Source organism: Streptomyces thermospinosisporus (assembly GCF_039526425.1).
GTDB classification, from domain to species: domain Bacteria; phylum Actinomycetota; class Actinomycetes; order Streptomycetales; family Streptomycetaceae; genus Streptomyces; species Streptomyces thermocarboxydovorans.
Window position 1 is genome coordinate 40,445 of record NZ_BAAAIZ010000011.1, and the last position, 20,795, is coordinate 61,239.

Consider the following 20,795-nt stretch of genomic DNA (forward strand, 5'->3'; position numbering starts at 1 on the left):
CCCCCCGATCGCCGGACCCCGTGTCAGGCCGGCCCGCCCGCCGCTCGCCGCCGGTGGTCGGCGGCCACGCCTGCTTGGCTCGTCCTGCGGGTCTTCACCCGCGGCCCGGCGCCCGCGCCCGCTTGGCTCGTCTGTGGAGGGTCACCATCGTTCCGGCGGACGCCGGCACGGTTCGTCCCGCGGTTCGCCGCTGGTGGCCGGGCGGCACGCCCGCTCGGGCCGTTCCACGGCTTGTCGCGCGCGGCCCGCACGTCGGCCCCGTCCGTCCCTTGGGTCCCCGCGGTCCGGCGGCCGCGCCCGCCCGGCTCGTATGCGGCGGGTCACGTCGTCGTGGCCGTCACCGTCGTCCTGGTCAGGCGCCTGCACGGTTCATTCAGCGGCTTGCGCACGTGGTTCGGCGGACGCGTCGGCCAGGCCTGTTCCGTGGCTTGTCACCGTCGTCCCGGCGGGCGCGCCCGCGCGGGTCCGTCCCGCGGAGCGTCGCCCCGAACCAGCCGACCCGCAGGCTCGCACCCGTCAGCCCGCGCGTGGCTCGCCGCCCCAGCCCAGGGGGCGGGCCACCCGGCCCGGCAGGGCCGTGCCGGCCCCGGAGCAGGGCGTCTGGACGTTTCTCCAAGGAGGGGCTGACCTGCTCGGACGATTCGCCCGGGGCTGTGGGGGGCTGCCCCATGGGAGAATGAAGTACGTGCTCTTTTCCTCCCCCTGGCTGACCTGCCCGGGGGCCGCCTCTGATCGACTGGGATGTGCAGCACGTGCGTTTCCTCAATGACATCCAGCCCCCGTACGACCTGACGTACGACGACGTCTTCATGGTGCCGAACCGCTCCGCGGTCGGTTCCCGGCAGGGCGTGGACCTCAGGTCCCCGGACGGCACGGGCACCACCATCCCGCTCGTGGTCGCCAACATGACCGCCATCGCCGGCCGCCGCATGGCCGAGACGGTGGCCCGGCGCGGCGGCCTGGTGGTCATCCCGCAGGACATCCCGATCGAGGTCGTCACCGAGGTGGTGGCCTGGGTCAAGAGCCGCCATCTGGTGCTCGACACGCCCATCGTGCTGGCCCCTCACCAGACCGTCGCCGACGCTCTCGCCCTGCTGCCCAAGCGCGCGCACAACGCCGGCGTGGTGGTGGACGACAACCACCGGCCGGTCGGCGTGGTCACCGACCGGGACCTCACCGGCGTGGACCGCTTCACGCAGCTCAGCGAGGTCATGTCCCGCGACCTGCTGCTGATCGACGCCGGCATGGACCCGCGCGAGGCGTTCAACACCCTCGACGGTGCCAACCGGCGCTACGCCCCCGCCGTGGACGCGAGCGGCCGTCTGGCGGGCATCCTGACCCGCAAGGGCGCCCTGCGCGCCACCCTGTACACGCCGGCCACCGACGCGCAGGGCAGGCTCCGCATCGCCGCCGCCGTCGGGATCAACGGCGACGTGGCGGGCAAGGCCAGGCAACTGCTGGAGGCCGGCGTCGACACGCTCGTCATCGACACCGCGCACGGCCACCAGGAGACGATGATCAACGCGCTCAAGCTGGTCCGCGACCTCGACCCGCAGGTCCCGGTCGTGGCCGGCAACGTGGTCGCCGCCCCGGGCGTGCGCGACCTGATCGAGGCGGGCGCGGACATCGTCAAGGTCGGTGTGGGCCCCGGCGCCATGTGCACCACCCGCATGATGACCGGCGTCGGCCGGCCCCAGTTCTCCGCGGTGCTGGAGTGCGCCGCCGAGGCGAGGAAGTACGGCAAGCACGTGTGGGCCGACGGCGGCGTCCGGCACCCGCGCGACGTGGCGATGGCGCTCGCGGCCGGTGCGTCCAACGTGATGATCGGCTCCTGGTTCGCCGGGACCTACGAGTCCCCGGGCGACCTTCAGCACGACGCCGACGGCCGTCCGTACAAGGAGTCCTTCGGCATGGCCTCCGCGCGCGCGGTGCGCAACCGCACCTCGGACGAGTCGGCCTACGACCGCGCCCGCAAGGCGCTGTTCGAGGAGGGCATCTCGACCTCCCGGATGTTCCTCGACCCGGAGCGCCCGGGCGTGGAGGACCTGATCGACTCGATCATCGCGGGCGTCCGCTCCGCCTGCACCTACGCCGGCGCCGCGACCCTGGAGGAGTTCGCCGAGAAGGCGGTCGTCGGCATCCAGAGCGCCGCCGGCTACGCCGAGGGCAAGCCGCTGCACGCCAGCTGGAACTGATCACCGCGCGCCCTTTCGAGGCCCTCGGCACCCCATGCAGGCGGGGAGGCCGGGGGCCTTCGGCATACGGAGCGAAAAGCCTGGTCCAGGGGCCTGCGTGCAACGGTCGAAAGCTCCCGTGCAACGAAATTCCGGCCTGCCCCGAGGAACGCAATGATCTTGCGGGGGCTTGCAAGGTTGCTGCATTTCAGGAGCAACGTCCTAGCTCATAGGGTTACGCGCTGTACGTGTGTGGCGGGGACCCCGCTCGACGGGTTCCCGCTGTCGCGGGCTCCGTCGGTCCCGGCCGCGCAGATCCTGAAGTGACAAGGAGTCAGCGCGTGCTCGATCAAGGCGCACCCTCACAGAGCAGCAGTACCACCGCCCCACCGTCCTCGGGTCCCGGTGCGCGCCTGATGCGTCGCAAGCCCGTGGAACGCCTGGTCGCGGAAGGCGGCCAGGGCGAGGGCGGCAGCCTGCGCCGCTCCCTCGGGCTGTGGCAGCTCACCATGATCAGTATCGGTGCCACCCTCGGCACCGGCATCTTCGTCGTCCTCGGTGACGCCGTCCCGGAGGCGGGCCCCGCCGTCACTCTGTCCTTCGTGATCGCCGGCCTGACGGCCCTGTTCTCGGCGCTGTCGTACGCGGAACTGGCGGGCAGCATCCCGGTCGCGGGCTCCTCGTACTCGTATGCGTACGCAACCATGGGCGAGCTCGTCGCCTGGGTCTGCGGCTGGTGCCTGGTGCTGGAGTACGGCGTCTCGGTGGCCGCAGTCGCCGTCGGCTGGGGCGAGTACCTCAACGAGCTGCTGGACGGCACCATCGGCGTCACCGTCCCCGCCGCGCTGTCCTCCGCGCCCGGCGAGGGCGGCATCATCAACCTGCCCGCGCTGATCGTGGTGCTGCTGGCGATGGTGTTCCTGCTCGGCGGAGTCCGGGAGTCGGCGCGCGCCAACACCATCATGGTCGCGGTGAAGATAGCCGCCCTGCTGCTGTTCTGCGCGGTCGGCTTCATGGGCTTCAAGTCCGGCAACTACGCCGACTTCATGCCACTCGGCATGGCGGGCGTGAGCGCCGCCGGCGCCACCCTGTTCTTCTCGTACATCGGTTTCGACGCCGCCTCCACCGCCGGTGAGGAGGCGAAGAACCCGAAGAAGGACCTGCCGCGGGCGATCATGCTGTCGCTGATCATCGTGACCGCGCTGTACGTGCTGGTCGCGGCCGTCGCCGTCGGCGCCTGGCACTGGACGAAGTTCGAGGGCTCCGACGCATCCCTCGCCGCGATCATGCACGACGTCAGCGGCCAGAGCTTCTGGGGCACCCTGCTCGCCCTCGGCGCGGTCATCTCCATCGCGAGCGTGGTGCTCACCGTGCTCTACGGCCAGACCCGCGTCCTCTTCGCGATGTCCCGCGACGGCCTGATGCCCAAGTCGCTGGGCAAGGTGCACCACACCACCGGCGCGCCGCGTCTCAACACGGTGATCGTGTCCCTGTTCTGCGGTGTCCTCGCCGCGCTGATCCCGCTCGGCAAGCTGGTCGACGCCACCAGCATCGGCACGCTCTTCGCCTTCGCGCTGGTCAACATCGCCGTGGTGGTGCTGCGTTACCGGCGCCCGGAGCTGGAGCGGACGTTCAAGGTGCCGTTCGGTCCGCTGCTGCCGGTGCTGGGCTTCGGCTTCTGCGCGTACAACATGTTCAGCCTCGACACCGTGACCTGGGTGGTCTTCGCATTCTGGATGGCCGCCGGTCTCGTGTTCTACTTCTCGTACGGCTACCGCCGTTCCCGGCTCGCAACGCTTGAGAAGTGAACGTCCCACAGTGCTGAACGATCTCGACGAACGCATCGTGCACGCCCTCGCCGAGGACGCCCGCCGTTCCTACGCGGACATCGGCCACCTCGTCGGTCTCTCCGCGCCCGCCGTCAAACGGCGCGTGGACCGGCTGCGGGCCACCGGAGCCATCACCGGCTTCACCGTCCGCGTGGACCCGGCCGCCCTCGGCTGGGAGACCGAGGGGTTCGTCGAGATCTACTGCCGCAGCAACACCTCGCCGGAGACCATCCAGCGGGGCCTGGAGCGCTACCAGGAGGTCGTGGCCGCGTCCACCGTCACGGGGGACGCGGACGCGGTCGCCCAGGTCTTCGCCTCCGACATGCGGCACTTCGAGCGGGTCCTGGAACGCATCGCCGGGGAGCCGTTCGTGGAGCGGACCAAGTCCGTGCTGGTGCTCTCGCCCCTGCTGCGCCGGTTCTCCTCCGGCTCGCCGACCTGAGGAGACGACGGTCCGGGGCCGGGTCGTCCGAGCCGGTGGCGGCGGGGACACGGACGTACGACCGCCGCGCCGGTGAAGGCGGGGTGCGGCGAGTTCCCCGGAGGGAGTTCCCGCGGGGCCGTATCGGTCGTAGCCTGATCACATGCCGCAAACCGTGCATTCCGGGCATCCAGGGCGCGTTGGTCGAGCGAAGGTGCGGGCGCGGGCGCCGGCCGATGCCGGTACCCCCGTGTTCGTCGACTCCTCCGGCCGCCGGGCACGGATGATCCGCCGCGGCGGATACGGGCTCGCCGGCCTCGCGGCCGCGTATCTGGCGGTGCTGGGGCTCAGCGTGATGGGCGCGACGCCGTTCGCCCCGGGCGCGATGCTTCCGCCCCTCCCCGAGACCGGCTCCGACGCACCGGGCCGGGACGGCTCGGGCGCCGCACCCTGGATGCCCGGCGACGAACTGGTGCCGGGCCTGCAGCAGGGCCCCGGCGCCGACTCCGCTCCCGGGGTCCCGCCCGGACCGCTCATCGTTCCGCCCGGCGCGTCCGTGCCACTGCTCCTGATGCCGTCGGGCGAACCGGGAGCCGCGCCCCTGGCGCCGGCCGGCGCCGCGGAGATTCCGCTGCTCGCCCCGCTGCTCGCCGCTCCGGGCGCCACCCCGGCGGCACCCGGATCCCCGGACGCGGCGCCGTCACCGGAGGAGCCCGCGCCCCCCGACGGGCCGTCCGCTCCCGCCACACCGGCGCCCGGCGACCCGTCCACCGGCCCCGAACCCCCGGCCGCCCCGGACCCCGGCGACGACCCGCCCGCCCCGCCCGCACCGGAACCGCCCTCTCCGGAACCTCCGGCACCCGAGCCTCCCGCCCCCCAGCCGCCCGCGCCCGAGCCGCCGACCCCCGAGCCCGAGGCCCCCACGCCGCCGTCCGCCCCGCCGGACGACACGCCGGCGCCCGACACCGAGGCGCCTTCCGCAGACCCGAGCGCCCCTGAGTCCTCCGATCCGCCGGCGGCCGAGGCGTCCTGATGCGCCGGCGCCCCCGGCCGCCCGACGGCCGCCCACCGGAGGAGCCCGGCCCGCGGCGGACCCGGGCACCCCTGCCGCACCGGCACCGCTTCCGCGTCCTCGTCCCGCTCGTCCTGCTCGCCTTCGTCGCCTCCGTGCTGCTGGTCGAGGGCCTGACCACCCGGGGCTTCGCCGGTGACCAGGACCGCCGCGCCCCGCACTCCGCCCGCGGCGTCCCCCGCGAGGTCACCGGCGGCGGTCCCGTCGTCGACGTCACCGACGGCGTCCCGCGCGACTACCGGGCACCCGCCCGTACGGTCGTGCTGACCTTCGACGACGGCCCCGACCCCACCTGGACCCCCCGGGTGCGGGCGGTGCTCGACCGCCACGACGTCCCCGGCACCTTCTTCGTCACCGGCCAGCAGGCCGTGCGCCACCCCGGAGTGCTGCGGCAGCTGATCCGTTCCGGCCACGAGATCGGCGTGCACACCTTCTCCCACCGCGACCTGGCCACCCAGTCCACCGGCGCCGTCGACCGGGAACTGGCCCTGACCCAGCTGGCCCTGGCCGGCGCCGGAGGCGTCACCAGCTCGCTGATGCGGATGCCGTACTCCTCGACCACCTCCGCGCTCCACGGCCCCGACTGGGCGGTGGCGAAGCGGCTCGCCGGCAAGGGCTACGTGCTGGCCTTCATCGACCAGGACACCCAGGACTGGCGCCGCCCGGGTGCCCGGGCGATCGCGGACGCGGCCGTGCCCGGGGATCCGGACCGGGGCACCATCGTCCTGCTGCACGACGCGGGCGGCGACCGGTCCCAGACGGTCGAGGCGCTCGAGATCCTCGTGCCCCGGCTCAAGGACCAGGGCTACCGCTTCACCACCCTCGCGGACGTCGTCGGCGCCCGGAGCCTCAACCGCCCGGTCGGGACCGAGGAGCTGTGGCAGGGGCGGGTCTTCGTGGTGGCGGTCACCGTGTCGGCCGCGACCGTCTCGGTCCTCGGCACGCTGCTGCTGGTGGTCGGCGTGCTGGTGCTCGGCCGGGCCCTGCTGCTGATCGTCCTGGCCCGGCACCATGCGCGCCGCCGCCCCGGGCCCCGGCGCGGACCGCCCGTCACCCGGCCGGTCAGCGTGGTCATCCCCGCCTACAACGAGCGGATGTGCATCGCCAAGACGGTCCGCTCCCTCGCCGCCAGCGACCATCCGGTCGAGATCATCGTGGTGGACGACGGCTCCGACGACGGCACCGCCGACATCGCCGAGGCACTGGCCCTGCCGTCCGTCACGGTCGTGCGCACACCCAATGGCGGCAAGCCCGCCGCGCTCAACACCGGCATCCGGCTCGCCTCCCACGACCTGATCGTCATGCTGGACGCCGACACCGTCTTCGCCCCCTCCACCGTCCGCCGCCTCGTCCAGCCGTTCGCCGACCCGGCCGTCGGCGCCACCGCGGGCAACGCCAAGGTCGGCAACCGGCGGCGCCTGCTCGGCCGCTGGCAGCACATCGAGTACGTGATGGGCTTCGCGCTCGAACGCCGCGTGTACGACCTGCTGCGCTGCATGCCCACCATCCCCGGCGCGGTGGGGGCGTTCCGCGCCGAGGCCCTGCGCGACGCCGGACTGCTCAGCGCCGACACCCTCGCCGAGGACACCGACCTCACCATGGCCCTGCACCGGGCCGGCTGGGAGGTCCGCTATGTGCCGGACGCCCTGGCGTGGACCGAGGCCCCGCACACCCTGCGCGAGCTGTGGCGCCAGCGCTACCGCTGGAGCTACGGCACCATGCAGGCCGCGTGGAAACACCGGCACGCGCTTGTCGAGCGCGGCCACGCGGGCCACTTCGGCCGGATCGGGCTGCCGCTGCTGGCCGTCTTCCAGATCCTCACACCGCTGCTCGCCCCGCTGATCGACGTCCTGACCGTCTACGGCCTGGTCTTCGGCGACCCCGTGCGTACCATGCTGGCCTGGACCGGCGTGCTGGCCGTGCAGACCCTCAGCGCGGCCTACGCCTTCCGCCTCGACGGAGAGCCGCTCCGGCCGCTGTGGGCCCTGCCCCTGCAACAGGTCGCCTACCGCCAGGTGATGTACCTGGTGCTGCTCCAGGCATGCCTCACCGCGGTCAACGGATACCGGCTGCCCTGGCAGCGGCTCAGGCACAGCGGGGACGTCCTGCTGCCGCCGCAGCCGTCACCGCGCGGTCCCTGAGCACCTCCCGCCCGGTGCCGCCGGCGTCTACCATCGGTGACATGATCCGGCGACATTGATCCACCCGCCCTGCCTCCCGAGGGCCGCCTCGGCCGCCGTGCGCCCGAAGCGTCCGGTGACCGAACCGCCCCCTTGGGAAGGCCTCATGACTCTCACGCCCGCGCGCGTGCCCGGTCTCCGCGTCCGGCGGCTGACCAGCACGTTGTACGCTTACGCGTTCCTCGAAGACTTCGTCCTGCTCTACCCGGTCTACGCGCTGCTGTTCAGCGACGCCGGGCTCGCCGTCTGGCAGATCTCCTCGCTGTTCGCCCTGTGGTCGCTGACCGCCGTGCTCCTCGAGGTGCCCTCCGGCGCCTGGGCCGACGCGGTCTCCCGCCGGATGCTGCTGTGGCTCGGCCCGCTGCTCACCGCCGCCGGCTTCGCCCTGTGGGTGCTCTGGCCGTCCTACGGCGCCTTCGCGCTGGGCTTCGTGCTGTGGGGCACCGGCGGGGCCCTGGCCTCCGGCGCGCTGGAGGCGCTGGTCTACGACGAACTGGAGCACCTCGGCGCCGCCGGCCGCTACGCCCGGGTGATGGGCCGGGCCCGCGCGGCCGGACTGATCGCCGTGATGGCGGCGATGGGACTGGCGGGACCGGTCCTCGCCCTGGGCGGACACACCGCCGTGGGTGCCGCCAGCGTGCTGGTGTGCCTGGCCACCGCGGCCACCGCCACCCGCCTCCCCGAGCACCGCACCCCGGCGGCCGGGCACCAGGGCTGGACGGCGACCCTGCGCGCCGGGCTCGCCGAGGCCCGCGCCGACCGCTCGGTGCGCGGCGCGCTGCTGCTCGTCCCGGCCGTGGGCGGGGTGTGGGGCGCCCTCGACGAGTACACGCCGCTGCTGGTGCGCGAGACGGGAGTCGCCGACGCGGCGGTGCCCTACCTTCTTCTGCTGATCTGGGCGGGCGCCACCGCAGGGAGCCTGCTGGCGGACCGGGGCGAGCGCCTGGGCACCCGCGGGCTCGCCGCGCTGCTGGCCGGCGCGGGACTTGCTCTCGCCGCCGGTGCGGCGACCGGCAGCCCGGCCGGACTGCTGCTGATCGCCCTCGCCTTCGGCGGCTTCCAGGCGGCGAACGTGCTGGCCGACGTGCGGCTGCAGCGGCGCATCGAGGACAGCGGGCGGGCCACCCTCACCTCGGTCGCCGGGCTGGGCACCGAAATCGCCACGATCACGGTGTACGGCGGATACGCGCTGGTCGCCGCATCCGGCGACCACGGCACGGCCTTCACCGTCTTCGCCCTGCCGTATCTGATGACGGCGGTGCTGCTGGTGCTGCTGAGGCCATTGCGGTCCGGGCGGCGCATCCCGTAGGTTGTCCGCCGATTCCTACCGGCGGGTAACGCCGGGTGGTCACCGGATGGCCGCCCGACGCCCACAGCCTTCGGGGGAGATGTATGCGCCGGATCTTCGGCCGTCCCGCCACGGTCCGCTCGCGAATCGTGGCCCTCGCCCTCGCGCCGGCCCTCGCGCTGCTGGCCCTGTGGAGCTTCGTCATGGTGTCCGTCACCGGCGAACTGCGCGCGCTGATCCGCCTCGAGAGCGTCTACGAGGAGTTCGGCACGCCGGTGGACACCGCCGTCGGGCAGATCCAGATCGAACGCAGGCTCGCCGCGGCCTTCCTGGGCGGCACGGAACGCGCCGCGGGCCCCGCGCTCATGGAGCAGCAGCGCCGCACCGACCGCGCGCTGACCGCCATGCGGGACGCCATCCGCGACGGCGACCGCGACCGGCTCTCCGAGCGGCAGCGGCAGTCCCTCGACGCCATGGCCGCCAGGAGCGTCGACCTGGAGAGGCTGCGCCAGCGCGTGCTCTCCCGCGAGCTGACCTGGGACCGGGCGGTCGAGGAGTACAGCGCCCTGGTGGAACCCGGCTTCGACGTCCAGTCCTCCCTCACCGCGCTGCAGGCGGGGCAGCTCGCCCGGGAGGCGCAGGTCGTCATCGAGCTGGTGCGGGTGAGGGAGTTCGTCTCCCGTGAGGACGCCCTGGTCGCCGGGGCCCGGGCCGCCGGCGGGCTCACCGACCGGCAGTACGACACCCTCACCGCGACCATCGAGGACCGGCGGGTCTTCGAGCGCACCTATGTGCCCGACCTGCCGGCCGACTCGCGGTCGCTGTTCGAGGAGTTCCAGCGCGGGGAGCTGTACGCCGCGCTGACCCGGGGCGAGAACGCGCTGCTGCGGGCCGGCCCCGACCGGGCCGGTGAGGCCGTCGCCGCCGCATCCTGGCGCACCACCACCGACCGGGCCGTCAAGCGCTACATGGAGCTGTGCACCGAGTCCGCCCGCAACTCCGCCGAACGCGGACGGCAGTTCGCCCACCGGGAGCTGGCCAAGGCGGCCGTGGTCGGCGCGCTGGGACTCGCGGTGATGGGCCTGTCGCTGTGGTGGGCGGTGCGCGGCGCCCGCCGCATCTCCCGCCGCCTCGAACGGCTGCGGGACGCCGCCGACCTGCTCACCACCCGGCAACTTCCCGACGTGATGGCCCGGTTGAGCGCGGGGGAGGAGGTGGACGCGGCCGCCGAGGCACCGCCGCTCGACGACTCGGAGGAGCGCCCGGACGAGATCGGCCAGGTCGGCCGCTCCTTCAACGCCGCCCGGCTCGCCGCCGTGGAGGCCGCCGTCCACCAGGCCACCCTGCGGCGCGGGCTGTTCGCCGCCCTGCTCACCATCGCCCGCCGCAACCAGACCCTGGTCCACCGCCAGCTGAAGCTGGTCGACACCCTGGAGCGGCGCACCGACGACCCCGACGTGCTGGAGCAGCTCTTCCGTATCGACCACCTCACCACCCGGATGCGCCGCCACGCGGAGAACCTGATCATCCTCTCCGGAGCCGCCCCCGGACGCCGCTGGCGCCGCCCGGTGCCGGTCGCCGACGTCGTGGCCTCCGCGGTGGGGGAGATCGAGCACTACACGCGCGTGGAGGTCCCGCCGATGGACCGGGTGGGGATCGCCGCGGACGCGGTCGCCGACGTCATCCACCTCCTCGCCGAGCTGCTGGAGAACGCCACCGCCTTCTCGCCCCCGCACACCCGGGTGACCCTGCGCACCGGCCCGGAGGGCGACGGCTTCGTGCTGCGCATCGACGACCGGGGACTCGGACTCGGCCGCGGACGCGCCCACGAGGCCCACCGCATCCTCGAGAGCCCCGACGACTTCGACCCCGCCCGGCACGACCGGCTCGGCCTGTACGTGGTCGGCAAGCTCGCCGCCCGCCACGCCATCCGGGTCTCCCTGGAGGAGTCCCCGTACGGCGGGACGACCGCCGTCGTACGGCTGCCGGCGGGCCTGCTCGCCGAGCTCGAGCCGGCCGGCACCGAGGAGACCGGCCGGACACCGGACGTGCCCGCGCAGCCGTGAGCGACGACGAGCACTGGTACGAGGACGAGACCGGCTCGCTGGTGCGCCCCTACACCGTCACCCACGGGCGCACCCGGCCACGAGGACCCGCCGTCGACCTGCTCGCGCAGGTCACCGCGCTGGACGGGGAGCCCGGCCCCGGCGTCGACCACGCCCGCGCCGGCCTGCTCGGCCTGCTGCGCCGCCGCGGCCCCCGGCCGGTGGTCGAACTCGCCGCGGACTCCGGCCTGCCGCTCACCGTCCTGCGCGTCCTGCTCGCCGACCTCGCGTAGGCCGGCCTGATCCGCGTCACCCCGCCGCATCCCACCCCGGGACCGGCGGCCGACCCGGCCCTCCTGCAGGAGATCCTCGCCCGCCTGCGTGAACTGTGAGGGGGCAGCGGCAGGCGGGGTGCTGCCCTCAGACCTCGTCGTGGTCCCGCCCGGCCGGAGACGCGACGGCGGCCGCGGTGACCTCCCGCTCGGGACGGTCCTCGTGGGGGCCGGAGGCGACGGCGGCGCCCGTGGTGACGGCGGTGAGCAGCAGCGCGGTGCAGAGCAGGACGGTCGTGGTACGGCGGCGCTTCATGGAGATCCTTCCAGTGGAGGGGAACCGGTGCACCGAACGCCCACCACCCTTCCGGCGCCGCGGCCCGCAGGGCATCGCGCTCCGGGCGGAAGGCGCTCCGCCGGGCGGCGGAGGACCCGGTGACGCGCCTGCGACCTGCGAAGGAGCCGTCCGGTCCGCCCCACGGGACCCCGCATCCGGCCCGCGCAACGAATCGACGCGAACCCCGTGGTGCACGCAACGAACCGCTCACCGGCGCGCAACGGCTTCTCCTTGTCCGGCAAAGCCGCCCGACCGTACTTTCTTTCTGACCCCGCAAACCCCCGCGTACCGGTGAGGAAGACCCATGCGTACCGCCCTGCTCCAGAGCTCCGGACGTCCCGGAGCCGTTGCCGAGAACCTCAAGGTCCTCGGCGAGGCCGCGGACCGTGCCGCGGCCGCGGGCGCCGGGCTGCTGGTCACCTCCGAGATGTTCCTCACCGGGTACGCCATCGGCGACGACATCGCCCGCCTCGCCGAGCCCGCCGACGGCGACGCCGCCGACGCGGTCGCCGAGATCGCGGCCCGGCACGGGCTGGCGATCGCCTACGCCTACCCCGAGCGGGACGGCGAGGCCGTCTACAACTCCGTGCAGCTGATCTCCGCCGACGGCACCCGGCTGGCGAACTACCGCAAGACGCACCTCTTCGGCTGCTTGGAGCGCGACCACTTCACCCCGGGCGAGCAGCAGGTCGTCCAGGCCGAGCTGAACGGCCTCACCGTCGGCCTGCTGATCTGCTACGACGTGGAGTTCCCGGAGAACGTCCGGGCCCACGCCCTCGCCGGGACCGACCTGCTGCTGGTGCCCACCGCCCAGATGCACCCCTTCCAGTTCGTCGCCGAGTCGGTGGTGCCGGTGCGGGCCTTCGAGAACCAGATGTACGTCGCCTACGTCAACCGGGTCGGCCCCGAGGGCGAGTTCGAGTTCGTGGGCCTGTCCGTCCTCGCCGGGCCCGACGGCGTCGCCCGCACCCGCGCCGGCCGCACCGAGGAACTCCTCCTCGCCGACGCCGACCCCGTCCTGCTCACCGCCTCCCGCGAGCAGAACCCGTACCTGAAGGACCGCCGCCCCGGCCTGTACCGGTCCCTCGCCTGAACCTCCCCCTCTTCTCGAACTTCTCGAACGTCACCTGCAAGGAGTCCGTACCCCATGACGTCCACGGTGCCCAACGCCGTCGAGCACACCGACGAGCAGCAGCCGCCGATCACCATGTTCGGCCCGGACTTCCCCTACGCCTACGACGACTACCTCGCCCACCCGGCGGGTCTCGGGCAGATACCCGCGACCGAGCACGGCACCGAGGTGGCGATCATCGGCGGCGGTCTGTCCGGCATCGTCGCGGCGTACGAGCTGATGAAGATGGGCCTCAAGCCCGTCGTCTACGAGGCCGACCAGATCGGCGGCCGGCTGCGCACTGTCGGCTTCGACGGCTGCGACCCCGAGCTCACCGCCGAGATGGGCGCGATGCGCTTCCCGCCGTCCTCCACCGCCCTCCAGCACTACATCGACCTGGTGGGCCTGAAGACCCGTCCGTTCCCCAACCCGCTGGCGGACGCGACCCCGTCGACCGTGATCGACCTCAAGGGCGAGACCCACTACGCCGAGACCATCGACGACCTGCCGCAGGTCTACCGGGACGTCGCCGAGGCGTGGAACAAGTGCCTGGAGGAGGGCGCCGACTTCTCCGACATGAACCGGGCCATCCGCGAGCGCGACGTCAAGCGCATCCGGGAGATCTGGTCCCGGCTGGTGGAGAAGCTCGACAACCAGACCTTCTACGGCTTCCTCTGCGACTCCGAGGCCTTCAAGTCCTTCCGGCACCGCGAGATCTTCGGCCAGGTCGGCTTCGGCACCGGCGGCTGGGACACCGACTTCCCCAACTCCATCCTGGAGATCCTCCGCGTCGTCTACACCGAGGCCGACGACCACCACCGGGGCATCGTCGGCGGTTCCCAGCAGCTGCCGCTGCGCCTGTGGGAGCGCGAGCCGGAGAAGATCGTCCACTGGCCTTACGGCACCTCGCTGAAGTCGCTGCACGCCGACGGCAAGCCCCGCCCGGCCGTGACCCGGCTGCACCGCACCGCCGGCAACCGGATCACCGTGACGGACGCGAACGGCGACATCCGGACCTACAGGGCGGCCATCTTCACCGCCCAGTCCTGGATGCTGCTGTCCAAGATCGACTGCGATGACTCGCTCTTCCCGATCGACCACTGGACCGCGATCGAGCGCACCCACTACATGGAGTCCTCGAAGCTCTTCGTGCCGGTGGACCGGCCGTTCTGGCTGGACAAGGCCGTCGACGACAGGGGAAATCCGACGGGCCGGGACGTCATGTCGATGACGCTCACCGACCGCATGACCCGCGGCACCTACCTGCTGGACAACGGCCCGGACAAGCCCGCCGTGATCTGCCTGTCCTACACCTGGTGCGACGACAGCCTGAAGTGGCTGCCGCTGTCCGCGAACGAGCGGATGGAGGTCATGCTGAAGTCGCTCGGCGAGATCTACCCCAAGGTCGACATCCGCAAGCACATCATCGGCAGCCCGGTGACCGTCTCCTGGGAGAACGAGCCCTACTTCATGGGCGCGTTCAAGGCCAACCTGCCCGGGCACTACCGCTACCAGCGGCGCCTGTTCACCCACTTCATGCAGGACCGCCTGCCCGAGGACAAGCGGGGCATCTTCCTCGCCGGCGACGACATCTCCTGGACGGCCGGCTGGGCCGAGGGCGCCGTGCAGACCGCGCTCAACGCCGTCTGGGGCGTGATGCACCACTTCGGCGGCGAGACCGACCCGTCCAACCCCGGCCCGGGCGACCTCTACGACGAGATCGCGCCCGTGGAGCTCCCCGAGGACTGAGCCCTCGAGGACGGGACGGGCCGTTCAGTCCGGCAGCGGAGTGAGCAGGATGCGGCCCGCGAAGCCGACCGCCGTGTCCAGCCGGACGGTGAACTCCTCGGCCACGTCCGGCAGATCCCGCAGCGCCCACAGGGCCCGGGCCGCCGTCCATGCGGCGTCCCGGGCCCTTTCCAGGCTCCAGGCACCGAGCAGATGGGTCAGCGGATCGGCGATCTGCAGCACGTCCGGGCCCGGCATCAGCTCCTCGCGGATCCGCTCCTCCAGCGCCACCAGCATCTCGCCCACCTGGTCGAACTCGTCCTCCAGCTGGACGGGTTCGCAGCCGAGCGTACGGCAGCTGTCCACCACGGCGAGCGCCAGATCGTGGCCGATATGCGCATTGATGCCCGCCAGCGCGAACTGCAGCGGACGTACGCCGGGATGGCGGCGGAACTGCAGCAGCGGGCGCCAGCAGGCCGGCGGGCTCCGGTCCTCGGACACCGGGTCGACGGCGTCCAGATAGCGGCGGGCGAACAGCTCGTCCAGGGTGATCGCCGCCCGCGGGTCGGCGAACCTGCCCGCGTCGATGTGCCGGTCCACCTCCTCGGTCACGGCGAGGTAGACGCGGTTGAACACGGCGACCCCGTCCCGTTCGGGCAGGGCGGCGTCCAGGGCGCGCATACGGGAGACGACCCTGTCCACGGGGGTGAGGACTTGCTCGGGTTGCGCCATAGGCGCAGAGTCCCACCTTTAGGGTGGAGACAGTGGCGGCGGGCCCGGCGCTTCCCCGGAACGGGGGAACGCGCCCGCCGCGGGGGAGGGGAGCAGTACGGTGTCAGGCTTGCGTGCGCAGCGCCTGGCCGCGCGGAAGGCCGAGCGCAGACGCGCCGCCCGGCGCGGCACGATGGTCGCGGCGGCCTCCGTCGTGGTCGCCGTCGGCGCCACGGCGGGGATGGTGTCCGCCCTGGGGGAGGGGCGCGGTTCCGACGAGGCGCGGCCCGAGGTGACCTCATCGCCGCTGCTGGTCCCGCCCCCGCACCAGCCGTCCGCCTCCCCGACGCCCTCCGCCTCGCCCTCGCCCAAGGCCTCGAAGAAGAAGGCGAGCCCCGGGCCGAGCCCCAGGAAGACCGAGCGGAAGCCGCGTTCGGCGCCCGTCTCCACCCGGCTGTATCTGCACCCGCAGTCCCGGGTCCTGGACTGGGTGCGGGCCAACCCCGGTGATCCGAGGCAGCCGGTCATCAAGGACCGCATAGCGAACCAGCCCGCGGCGGTCTGGTTCGCCGACTACTCGCCGGGCACCGTCACCTCCCGGGTCCGCTCGGTCACCGCGGGCGGCGCCGCCCAGGGCCGGGTGCCGGTGCTCGTGCCGTACGCGATACCGGACCGCGACTGCGGCGGCCACTCCCAGGGCGGGGCACCGGACCTCGGCGCCTACGACGCCTGGATCGACAAGTTCGCCGCCGGGCTGGGCAGCGGCGAGGTCATCGTCATCCTCGAACCCGACTCCGTCGCCCAGGCCGAGTGCCTCTCCGCCGGCCGGCGCGCCGACCGCTTCGCCTCGCTCGCCCGCGCCGGACGTGTGATCAAGAGCGCCAATCCGCGGGCGCGGGTCTACTACGACGCCGGGCACTCCGGCTGGAACTCCCCGGCCGAGCAGGCCGGCTGGCTGCGGCAGGCCGGAGCCGCCTCCACCGCCTCCTCCGACGGCATCTTCAGCAACGTCTCCAACTTCCACGGCACCGCCGACGAGATCGCCCACAACCGGGCGGTGCTCGCCGCGCTCGGCGGCCCGTCGAGCCTCGGCGCGGTCATCGACACCAGCCGCAACGGCGCGGGTGCCCCGCCGGCCGGCGAGTGGTGCGACCCGGCGGGCCGCAAGGTCGGCCGCGCCCCGACGCTCAGCACCGGCGAGTCGCGCATCGACGCCTACCTGTGGGTGAAGCTGCCCGGCGAGTCCGACGGCTGCCGGGGAGCGCCGGGCACCTTCACCCCGTCGTACGCCTACGAGCTGGCGCGCTGAGAGCCGCTCTCGTCGTAGGTGCTGGTGCCCTCGTCGAGCAGGGGGCGCTGCTGCTTGAGGTGGGCGGGCGCGAAGGCGCGCAGCGCGTGGTAGCCGGTGATGACGACGACGGTGCCCAGCGCGATGCCGCTCAGCGAGAAGGTGTCGGTGATCTCCAGGGAGACGTTGCCGACGCCGATGATGATGCCCGCGGCGGCCGGCACCAGGTTCAGCGGATTGCGCAGATCCACCTCGGCGTTGATCCAGATCTGGGCGCCGAGCAGGCCGATCATGCCGTAGAGGATGACGGTGATCCCGCCGAGCACCCCGCCGGGGATCGCCGCCACGACCGCGCCGAACTTGGGGCACAGGCCGAACAGCAGGGCGAAGCAGGCCGCGGCCCAGTAGGCGGCCGTGGAGTAGACGCGGGTCGCGGCCATCACGCCGATGTTCTCGGAGTAGGTGGTGGTGGGCGGGCCGCCGACCGCCGTGGAGAGGACCGAGCCGACGCCGTCGGCGGAGATGGCGGTGCCCAGCTTGTCGTCCAGCGGGTCGCCGGTCATCTCGCCGACCGCCTTGACGTGTCCGGCGTTCTCCGCGATCAGCGCGATGACCACCGGCAGCGCGACCAGGATCGCCGACCACTCGAAGGACGGGGCGTGCACCGAGGGCAGCCCGATCCAGTCGGCCTGGCCGACCGCGGAGAGGTCCAGACGCCAGTGGTCGGTGACCTTGCCGCTGCCGTCCACCGAGTGGATCGTCCCGAAGATCCGGTCCAGGGCCCAGGAGAGCCCGTAGCCGAAGACCAGTCCCAGGAAGATCGCGATGCGGGACCAGAAGCCGCGCAGGCAGACCACGGCCAGACCGGTGAACAGCATCACCAGGAGCGCCGTCCACTGGTCCTGCGGCCAGTAGGTGGTGGCCGTCACCGGGGCCAGGTTGAAGCCGATCAGCATGACCACCGCGCCGGTGACGACCGGCGGCATCGCGGCGTGGATGATCCGCGCCCCGAAGCGCTGCACGGCCAGTCCGGCGAGGAACAGCGCGACACCGACCACCAGCACGGCGCCGGTCACCGTGGCGCTGGAGCCCCCGTCGGCCCGGATCACGGCGGCGACCCCGACGAAGGACAGGGAGCAGCCGAGGTAGCTCGGCACCCGGCCGCGGGTGGCGAGCAGGAACACCATGGTGGCGACACCCGACATCATGATCGCGAGGTTGGGGTCGAGACCCATGAGCACGGGCGCCACGAAGGACGCTCCGAACATCGCGACCACGTGCTGCGCGCCGAGGCCCGCGGTGCGGGGCCAGGAGAGCCGTTCGTCCGGGCGGACGACGGCACCGGGAGCCGGGGTGCGTCCGTCGCCGTGCAGTTTCCAGCGGACGCCGAGATCCATGAGTGGGTTCGCTTTCGTCGTGGGGCGGGCAGTGCGCCGACCATTGTCCCTGGTCCCAGGGGGTGCTGAGCGCCTGCTTAGGATGGGGTGGTTGAACGTTCCACCGCAAGACCGTCTCGCCGTCCCCAGGAGACCATCTGTGACCGCCGAAGCCCCGCCCGCTCCCGTCCTCACCTACGGACGGCTGATCCCCGTCACCGTCCACTTCGACGACCTGGACGCGCTGGGCCTGCTGCACAACGCCCGCTACCCGCTGCTGGTCGAGCGGGCCTGGACCGAGCTGTGGCAGGACAAGGGCATCCGCTTCGAGGGCGACTGGGCGGCGGCCGGCGACGCCTGCAACGCGGTCAAGGAACTGCGGATCACCTACGAGTCGCCGGTCACCCGCACCGGCGACTACGCCGTCCACCTGTGGCTGGACCGGCTCGGCACCACCGGCCTCACCTATGGCTTCCGCTTCTGCTCGGCGGACGGGACGGTCACCTACGCCCGGGGCAGCCGGGTGCTGGTGCGGCTGGACGCCGCCACGCTGCGCCCGGCGCCCTGGAGCGATGCCTTCAGGGCCGCGGCTCGGGAACTGCTGCGCCCGGACGCGTGACCTTCGGACGGTCCCCGGCGCGCAGCACGCCCGCGAACGAGGCGACGCCGCAGGAGAGCACCGTGACCAGCACGAACGACACCACCAGGCTGGTCGCCTGGGCCAGCAGACCGATGGCGCCGGGGGCGATCAGCCCCGAGGTGTAGGTGATCGTCGCGACACCGGCGATCGCCAGGCTCGGGTTGGAGCCGCTGCGGCCCGCCGCCGCGAAGCACAGCGGCACCACCACCGCGATGCCGAGCCCCATCAGCGCGAACCCGGTCATCGCCGCCGCGGGGTGCTCCGCCGGCACGATCAGCAGCCCGCCGGCCACCGCGACGATCCCGCTGACGCGGACCGTGCGCACCGCGCCGAAGCGGTCCACCACCCGGTCCCCGGCGATCCGTGCGATCGCCATGGTGAGCGTGAAACCGGTGGTGCAGGCTGCGGCGAGACCGGCCGAGGTGCCCAGCTCGTCGCGCAGGAAGACCGCCGACCAGTCCAGGCTGGCACCCTCCGCGAACACCGCGCAGAACCCGATCGCGCCGATCAGCAGCGCCGAGCGGGGCGGCAGCGCGAACCGCGGCGGAGGCTCCTCGTCCGCGGCGGGCTGCAGATCCAGCACCCAGGCGCAGGCAGCGACGCCCACCGCGGTCAGCACGGCGGCGGCCAGCGCATGGTGCAGGCGGGCGTCCGCCCCGAGATGCGCGGCCAGCGTGCCGGCCGCCGAACCGATCAGCGCGCCCGCGCTCCACATGCCGTGCAGCCCCGACATGATCGACCGGTCGAGGCGGTTCTCCACCTCCACACCGAGGGCGTTCATGGCCACGTCGGCCATGCCGGCCGTGGCCCCGAAGACGAACAGGGCGAGGCAGAGCGCCGCCATGCCCGGCGCGAGCGACGGCAGGACCAGCGCCAGCGTCCACAGGGCGATCAGCCCGCGCAGGGCGTTGCGGGCGCCGAAGCGGTGACTGATGCGCCCGGCCAGCGGCATCGCCAGCGAGGCGCCGATCGCCGGAAAGGCGAGGGCGATGCCCAGCCCGCCCGCGCCGACCCCGGCATGGTCCTGGATCCACGGGACCCGGGTGGCGAACGACCCGGTCACGGCGCCGTGCACGGCGAACACGGCGGCGACGGCGTACCGCGCCCGCTTCACCTCACGCTGCTGGTGGATCACCGCACTCATCGTCCCCGCCCCTCCCGATCACCGGTCCGGATCCACGCGTCCGCGCCCGGCCTCCCGCGGACCCGCGCGTACGCGCGCCACGGCCCGTGCCGTGGCGCCGCCGTAAACTATCAGGAACCCTGCCTGAAAGATAAGGGTTTTCCGGCTAGGATCCCGCCATGCCCGCATCCCCCAGTACCGCCCGAGCCATCAACGACCGGCTCGCACTGGGCCTGCTCCAGGAACGGGGCCCGCTGACGGCAGCGCAGCTCAAGCAGCTCACCGGCCTGTCCCGGCCGACCGTGGCGGACCTGATCGAACGCCTCACGGCCGCCGGACTCGTCGCCGTCGTGGGGGAGGCGGGGAGGCAGCGGCGCGGACCCAACGCCAAGCTCTACGGCATCGTCGGCGGCCGGGCGCACCTGGCCGCGCTCGATGTGCGCACCGAGGGCGTCGCCGTGGTGGTCAGCGACCTGGCGGGAGAGGTGCTCGCCGAGGCCTCCGTGCCGATCACCGGGAAGGACGGCACGGAACCCGCCGTGGAGCAGGCCGTGGCGCTGGTCGAGCGGACCCTGAAGGAGGCCGGCGCGGACCGGCTGCACAGCGTGGGCATCGGCGCCCCGGGCCTGATCGACCCGGCGACCGGCGAGCTGCGGGACACCTCGAAACTGCCCGCCTGGCACCGCCGCCTGGTGGCCGCCCTCCAGGACCGGCTGCCCGGGGCCCGCGTCAGCGTGGAGAACGAGACCAACCTCGCCGCGCTGGCCGAGCAGCGCGACGGCGCCGCCCGCGACCGCGGCACCTTCGTCCTGCTGTGGCTGGGGCACGGCACCGGAGCGGCCGTGATCCTGGACGGCGCGCTGCGCCGGGGCGCCTCGGGCGGCACCGGCGAGATCGGCTTCCTCCCGGTCCCCGGCACCAGCGGCCTGCCCTCGGCCACGGACTGCGGCGGGGGCTTCTACTCCCTGGTGGGAGCGCCCGCGGTCGCGGAGCTGGCGGCACGGCACGGTGTCCCACCGGAGCCGGACGCGGACCCGCCGGCGGCCGGAGCGGTACGGGCGGCCGTGCGGGTGCTGGAGGCGGCGGATCCCCGCGACGCCGCACCGGCGGCCACGGCCGGCCCGTTCCCCGCCGCCGCGCCCGCCACCGCCGCCACCGGCGGCACCAGATACACCAGCGCCAGCCCGGCGACCGTGCCCG

At 73.3% G+C, this 20,795-nt stretch carries 17 protein-coding genes; 13 read left to right on the plus strand and 4 right to left on the minus strand.

The window, feature by feature from the left end; translation table 11 throughout:
* Window positions 1–752 precede the first annotated feature (752 nt).
* The 8 genes from ABD207_RS05960 (at window position 753) to ABD207_RS05995 (ending at window position 11,302) form a co-directional block, all read left to right on the plus strand.
* Window positions 753–2,195 carry a GuaB1 family IMP dehydrogenase-related protein gene (locus ABD207_RS05960; RefSeq protein WP_344010603.1) on the plus strand — a complete coding sequence of 481 codons (1,443 nt, stop codon included), beginning with the start codon at window positions 753–755 and terminating at the stop codon, window positions 2,193–2,195.
* 320 nt (window positions 2,196–2,515) lie between these two features.
* A complete protein-coding gene (locus ABD207_RS05965) occupies window positions 2,516–3,982 on the plus strand; it encodes an amino acid permease (protein ID WP_344010605.1) in 1,467 nt (488 codons plus the stop codon).
* 10 nt (window positions 3,983–3,992) lie between these two features.
* Window positions 3,993–4,445 (plus strand): Lrp/AsnC family transcriptional regulator, encoded by a 453-nt coding sequence (locus ABD207_RS05970; protein WP_344010607.1) that lies wholly within the window; start codon window positions 3,993–3,995, stop codon window positions 4,443–4,445.
* A 229-nt stretch (window positions 4,446–4,674) separates the two neighbouring features.
* Entirely contained in the window at window positions 4,675–5,457 is a 783-nt protein-coding gene (locus ABD207_RS05975) for a hypothetical protein (protein ID WP_344010609.1), read from the plus strand.
* Window positions 5,457–7,637: a bifunctional polysaccharide deacetylase/glycosyltransferase family 2 protein gene (locus tag ABD207_RS05980; protein WP_344010611.1), complete on the plus strand. Its 2,181-nt coding sequence runs from the start codon at window positions 5,457–5,459 to the stop codon at window positions 7,635–7,637. The genes ABD207_RS05975 and ABD207_RS05980 overlap by 1 nt, the downstream gene beginning before the upstream one ends.
* A 145-nt stretch (window positions 7,638–7,782) precedes the next feature.
* The gene (locus ABD207_RS05985; protein WP_344010613.1) at window positions 7,783–8,985 is read left to right on the plus strand and encodes an MFS transporter; all 1,203 of its coding nucleotides are present in this window, start codon (window positions 7,783–7,785) and stop codon (window positions 8,983–8,985) included.
* A gap of 83 nt (window positions 8,986–9,068) precedes the next feature.
* Window positions 9,069–11,030 carry a sensor histidine kinase gene (locus ABD207_RS05990; protein WP_344010615.1) on the plus strand — a complete coding sequence of 654 codons (1,962 nt, stop codon included), beginning with the start codon at window positions 9,069–9,071 and terminating at the stop codon, window positions 11,028–11,030.
* Entirely contained in the window at window positions 11,027–11,302 is a 276-nt protein-coding gene (locus tag ABD207_RS05995) for a DUF742 domain-containing protein (protein ID WP_344010617.1), read from the plus strand. The genes ABD207_RS05990 and ABD207_RS05995 overlap by 4 nt, the downstream gene beginning before the upstream one ends.
* A 127-nt stretch (window positions 11,303–11,429) precedes the next feature.
* Here ABD207_RS05995 and ABD207_RS06000 read toward each other — a convergent pair whose 3' ends face one another.
* On the minus strand, window positions 11,430–11,597 hold the full coding sequence (locus ABD207_RS06000; protein ID WP_344010619.1) for a hypothetical protein: 168 nt from the start codon (window positions 11,595–11,597) through the stop codon (window positions 11,430–11,432).
* A gap of 325 nt (window positions 11,598–11,922) precedes the next feature.
* Here ABD207_RS06000 and ABD207_RS06005 point away from each other — a divergent pair, with 325 nt between their 5' ends.
* Together ABD207_RS06005 and ABD207_RS06010 are read left to right on the plus strand one after the other, a co-directional pair.
* The gene (locus ABD207_RS06005) at window positions 11,923–12,711 is read left to right on the plus strand and encodes a carbon-nitrogen hydrolase family protein (protein WP_344010621.1); all 789 of its coding nucleotides are present in this window, start codon (window positions 11,923–11,925) and stop codon (window positions 12,709–12,711) included.
* A gap of 54 nt (window positions 12,712–12,765) precedes the next feature.
* Window positions 12,766–14,478, plus strand: coding sequence for a flavin monoamine oxidase family protein (locus tag ABD207_RS06010; RefSeq protein ID WP_344010622.1), 1,713 nt, complete (start codon window positions 12,766–12,768; stop codon window positions 14,476–14,478).
* Window positions 14,479–14,502: 24 nt separating this feature from the next.
* Here ABD207_RS06010 and ABD207_RS06015 read toward each other — a convergent pair whose 3' ends face one another.
* Window positions 14,503–15,189, minus strand: a complete 687-nt coding sequence (locus tag ABD207_RS06015; protein ID WP_344010623.1) for a DUF5995 family protein — start codon at window positions 15,187–15,189, stop codon at window positions 14,503–14,505.
* A 172-nt stretch (window positions 15,190–15,361) separates the two neighbouring features.
* On the opposite strand from ABD207_RS06015, the gene ABD207_RS06020 reads away from it, so the two are divergent.
* Complete coding sequence (locus ABD207_RS06020) at window positions 15,362–16,477, plus strand: glycoside hydrolase family 6 protein (RefSeq protein WP_344010701.1); 1,116 nt, start codon at window positions 15,362–15,364, stop codon at window positions 16,475–16,477.
* On the opposite strand, the gene ABD207_RS06025 is transcribed toward ABD207_RS06020, so the two are convergent.
* A complete protein-coding gene (locus tag ABD207_RS06025; RefSeq protein WP_344010624.1) occupies window positions 16,459–17,853 on the minus strand; it encodes a uracil-xanthine permease family protein in 1,395 nt (464 codons plus the stop codon). The genes ABD207_RS06020 and ABD207_RS06025 overlap by 19 nt on opposite strands.
* Window positions 17,854–17,992: 139 nt before the next feature.
* Between ABD207_RS06025 and ABD207_RS06030 the strand changes: the two genes are divergently transcribed.
* A complete protein-coding gene (locus ABD207_RS06030; protein ID WP_344010625.1) occupies window positions 17,993–18,451 on the plus strand; it encodes an acyl-CoA thioesterase in 459 nt (152 codons plus the stop codon).
* On the opposite strand, the gene ABD207_RS06035 is transcribed toward ABD207_RS06030, so the two are convergent.
* Window positions 18,411–19,616, minus strand: coding sequence for an MFS transporter (locus ABD207_RS06035; protein WP_344010627.1), 1,206 nt, complete (start codon window positions 19,614–19,616; stop codon window positions 18,411–18,413). The two genes, ABD207_RS06030 and ABD207_RS06035, sit on opposite strands and share 41 nt — an antisense overlap.
* Window positions 19,617–19,774: 158 nt before the next feature.
* Here ABD207_RS06035 and ABD207_RS06040 point away from each other — a divergent pair.
* Window positions 19,775–20,795: ROK family transcriptional regulator (locus ABD207_RS06040; RefSeq protein WP_344010628.1), on the plus strand; the 1,021-nt coding region annotated here is incomplete at its 3' end.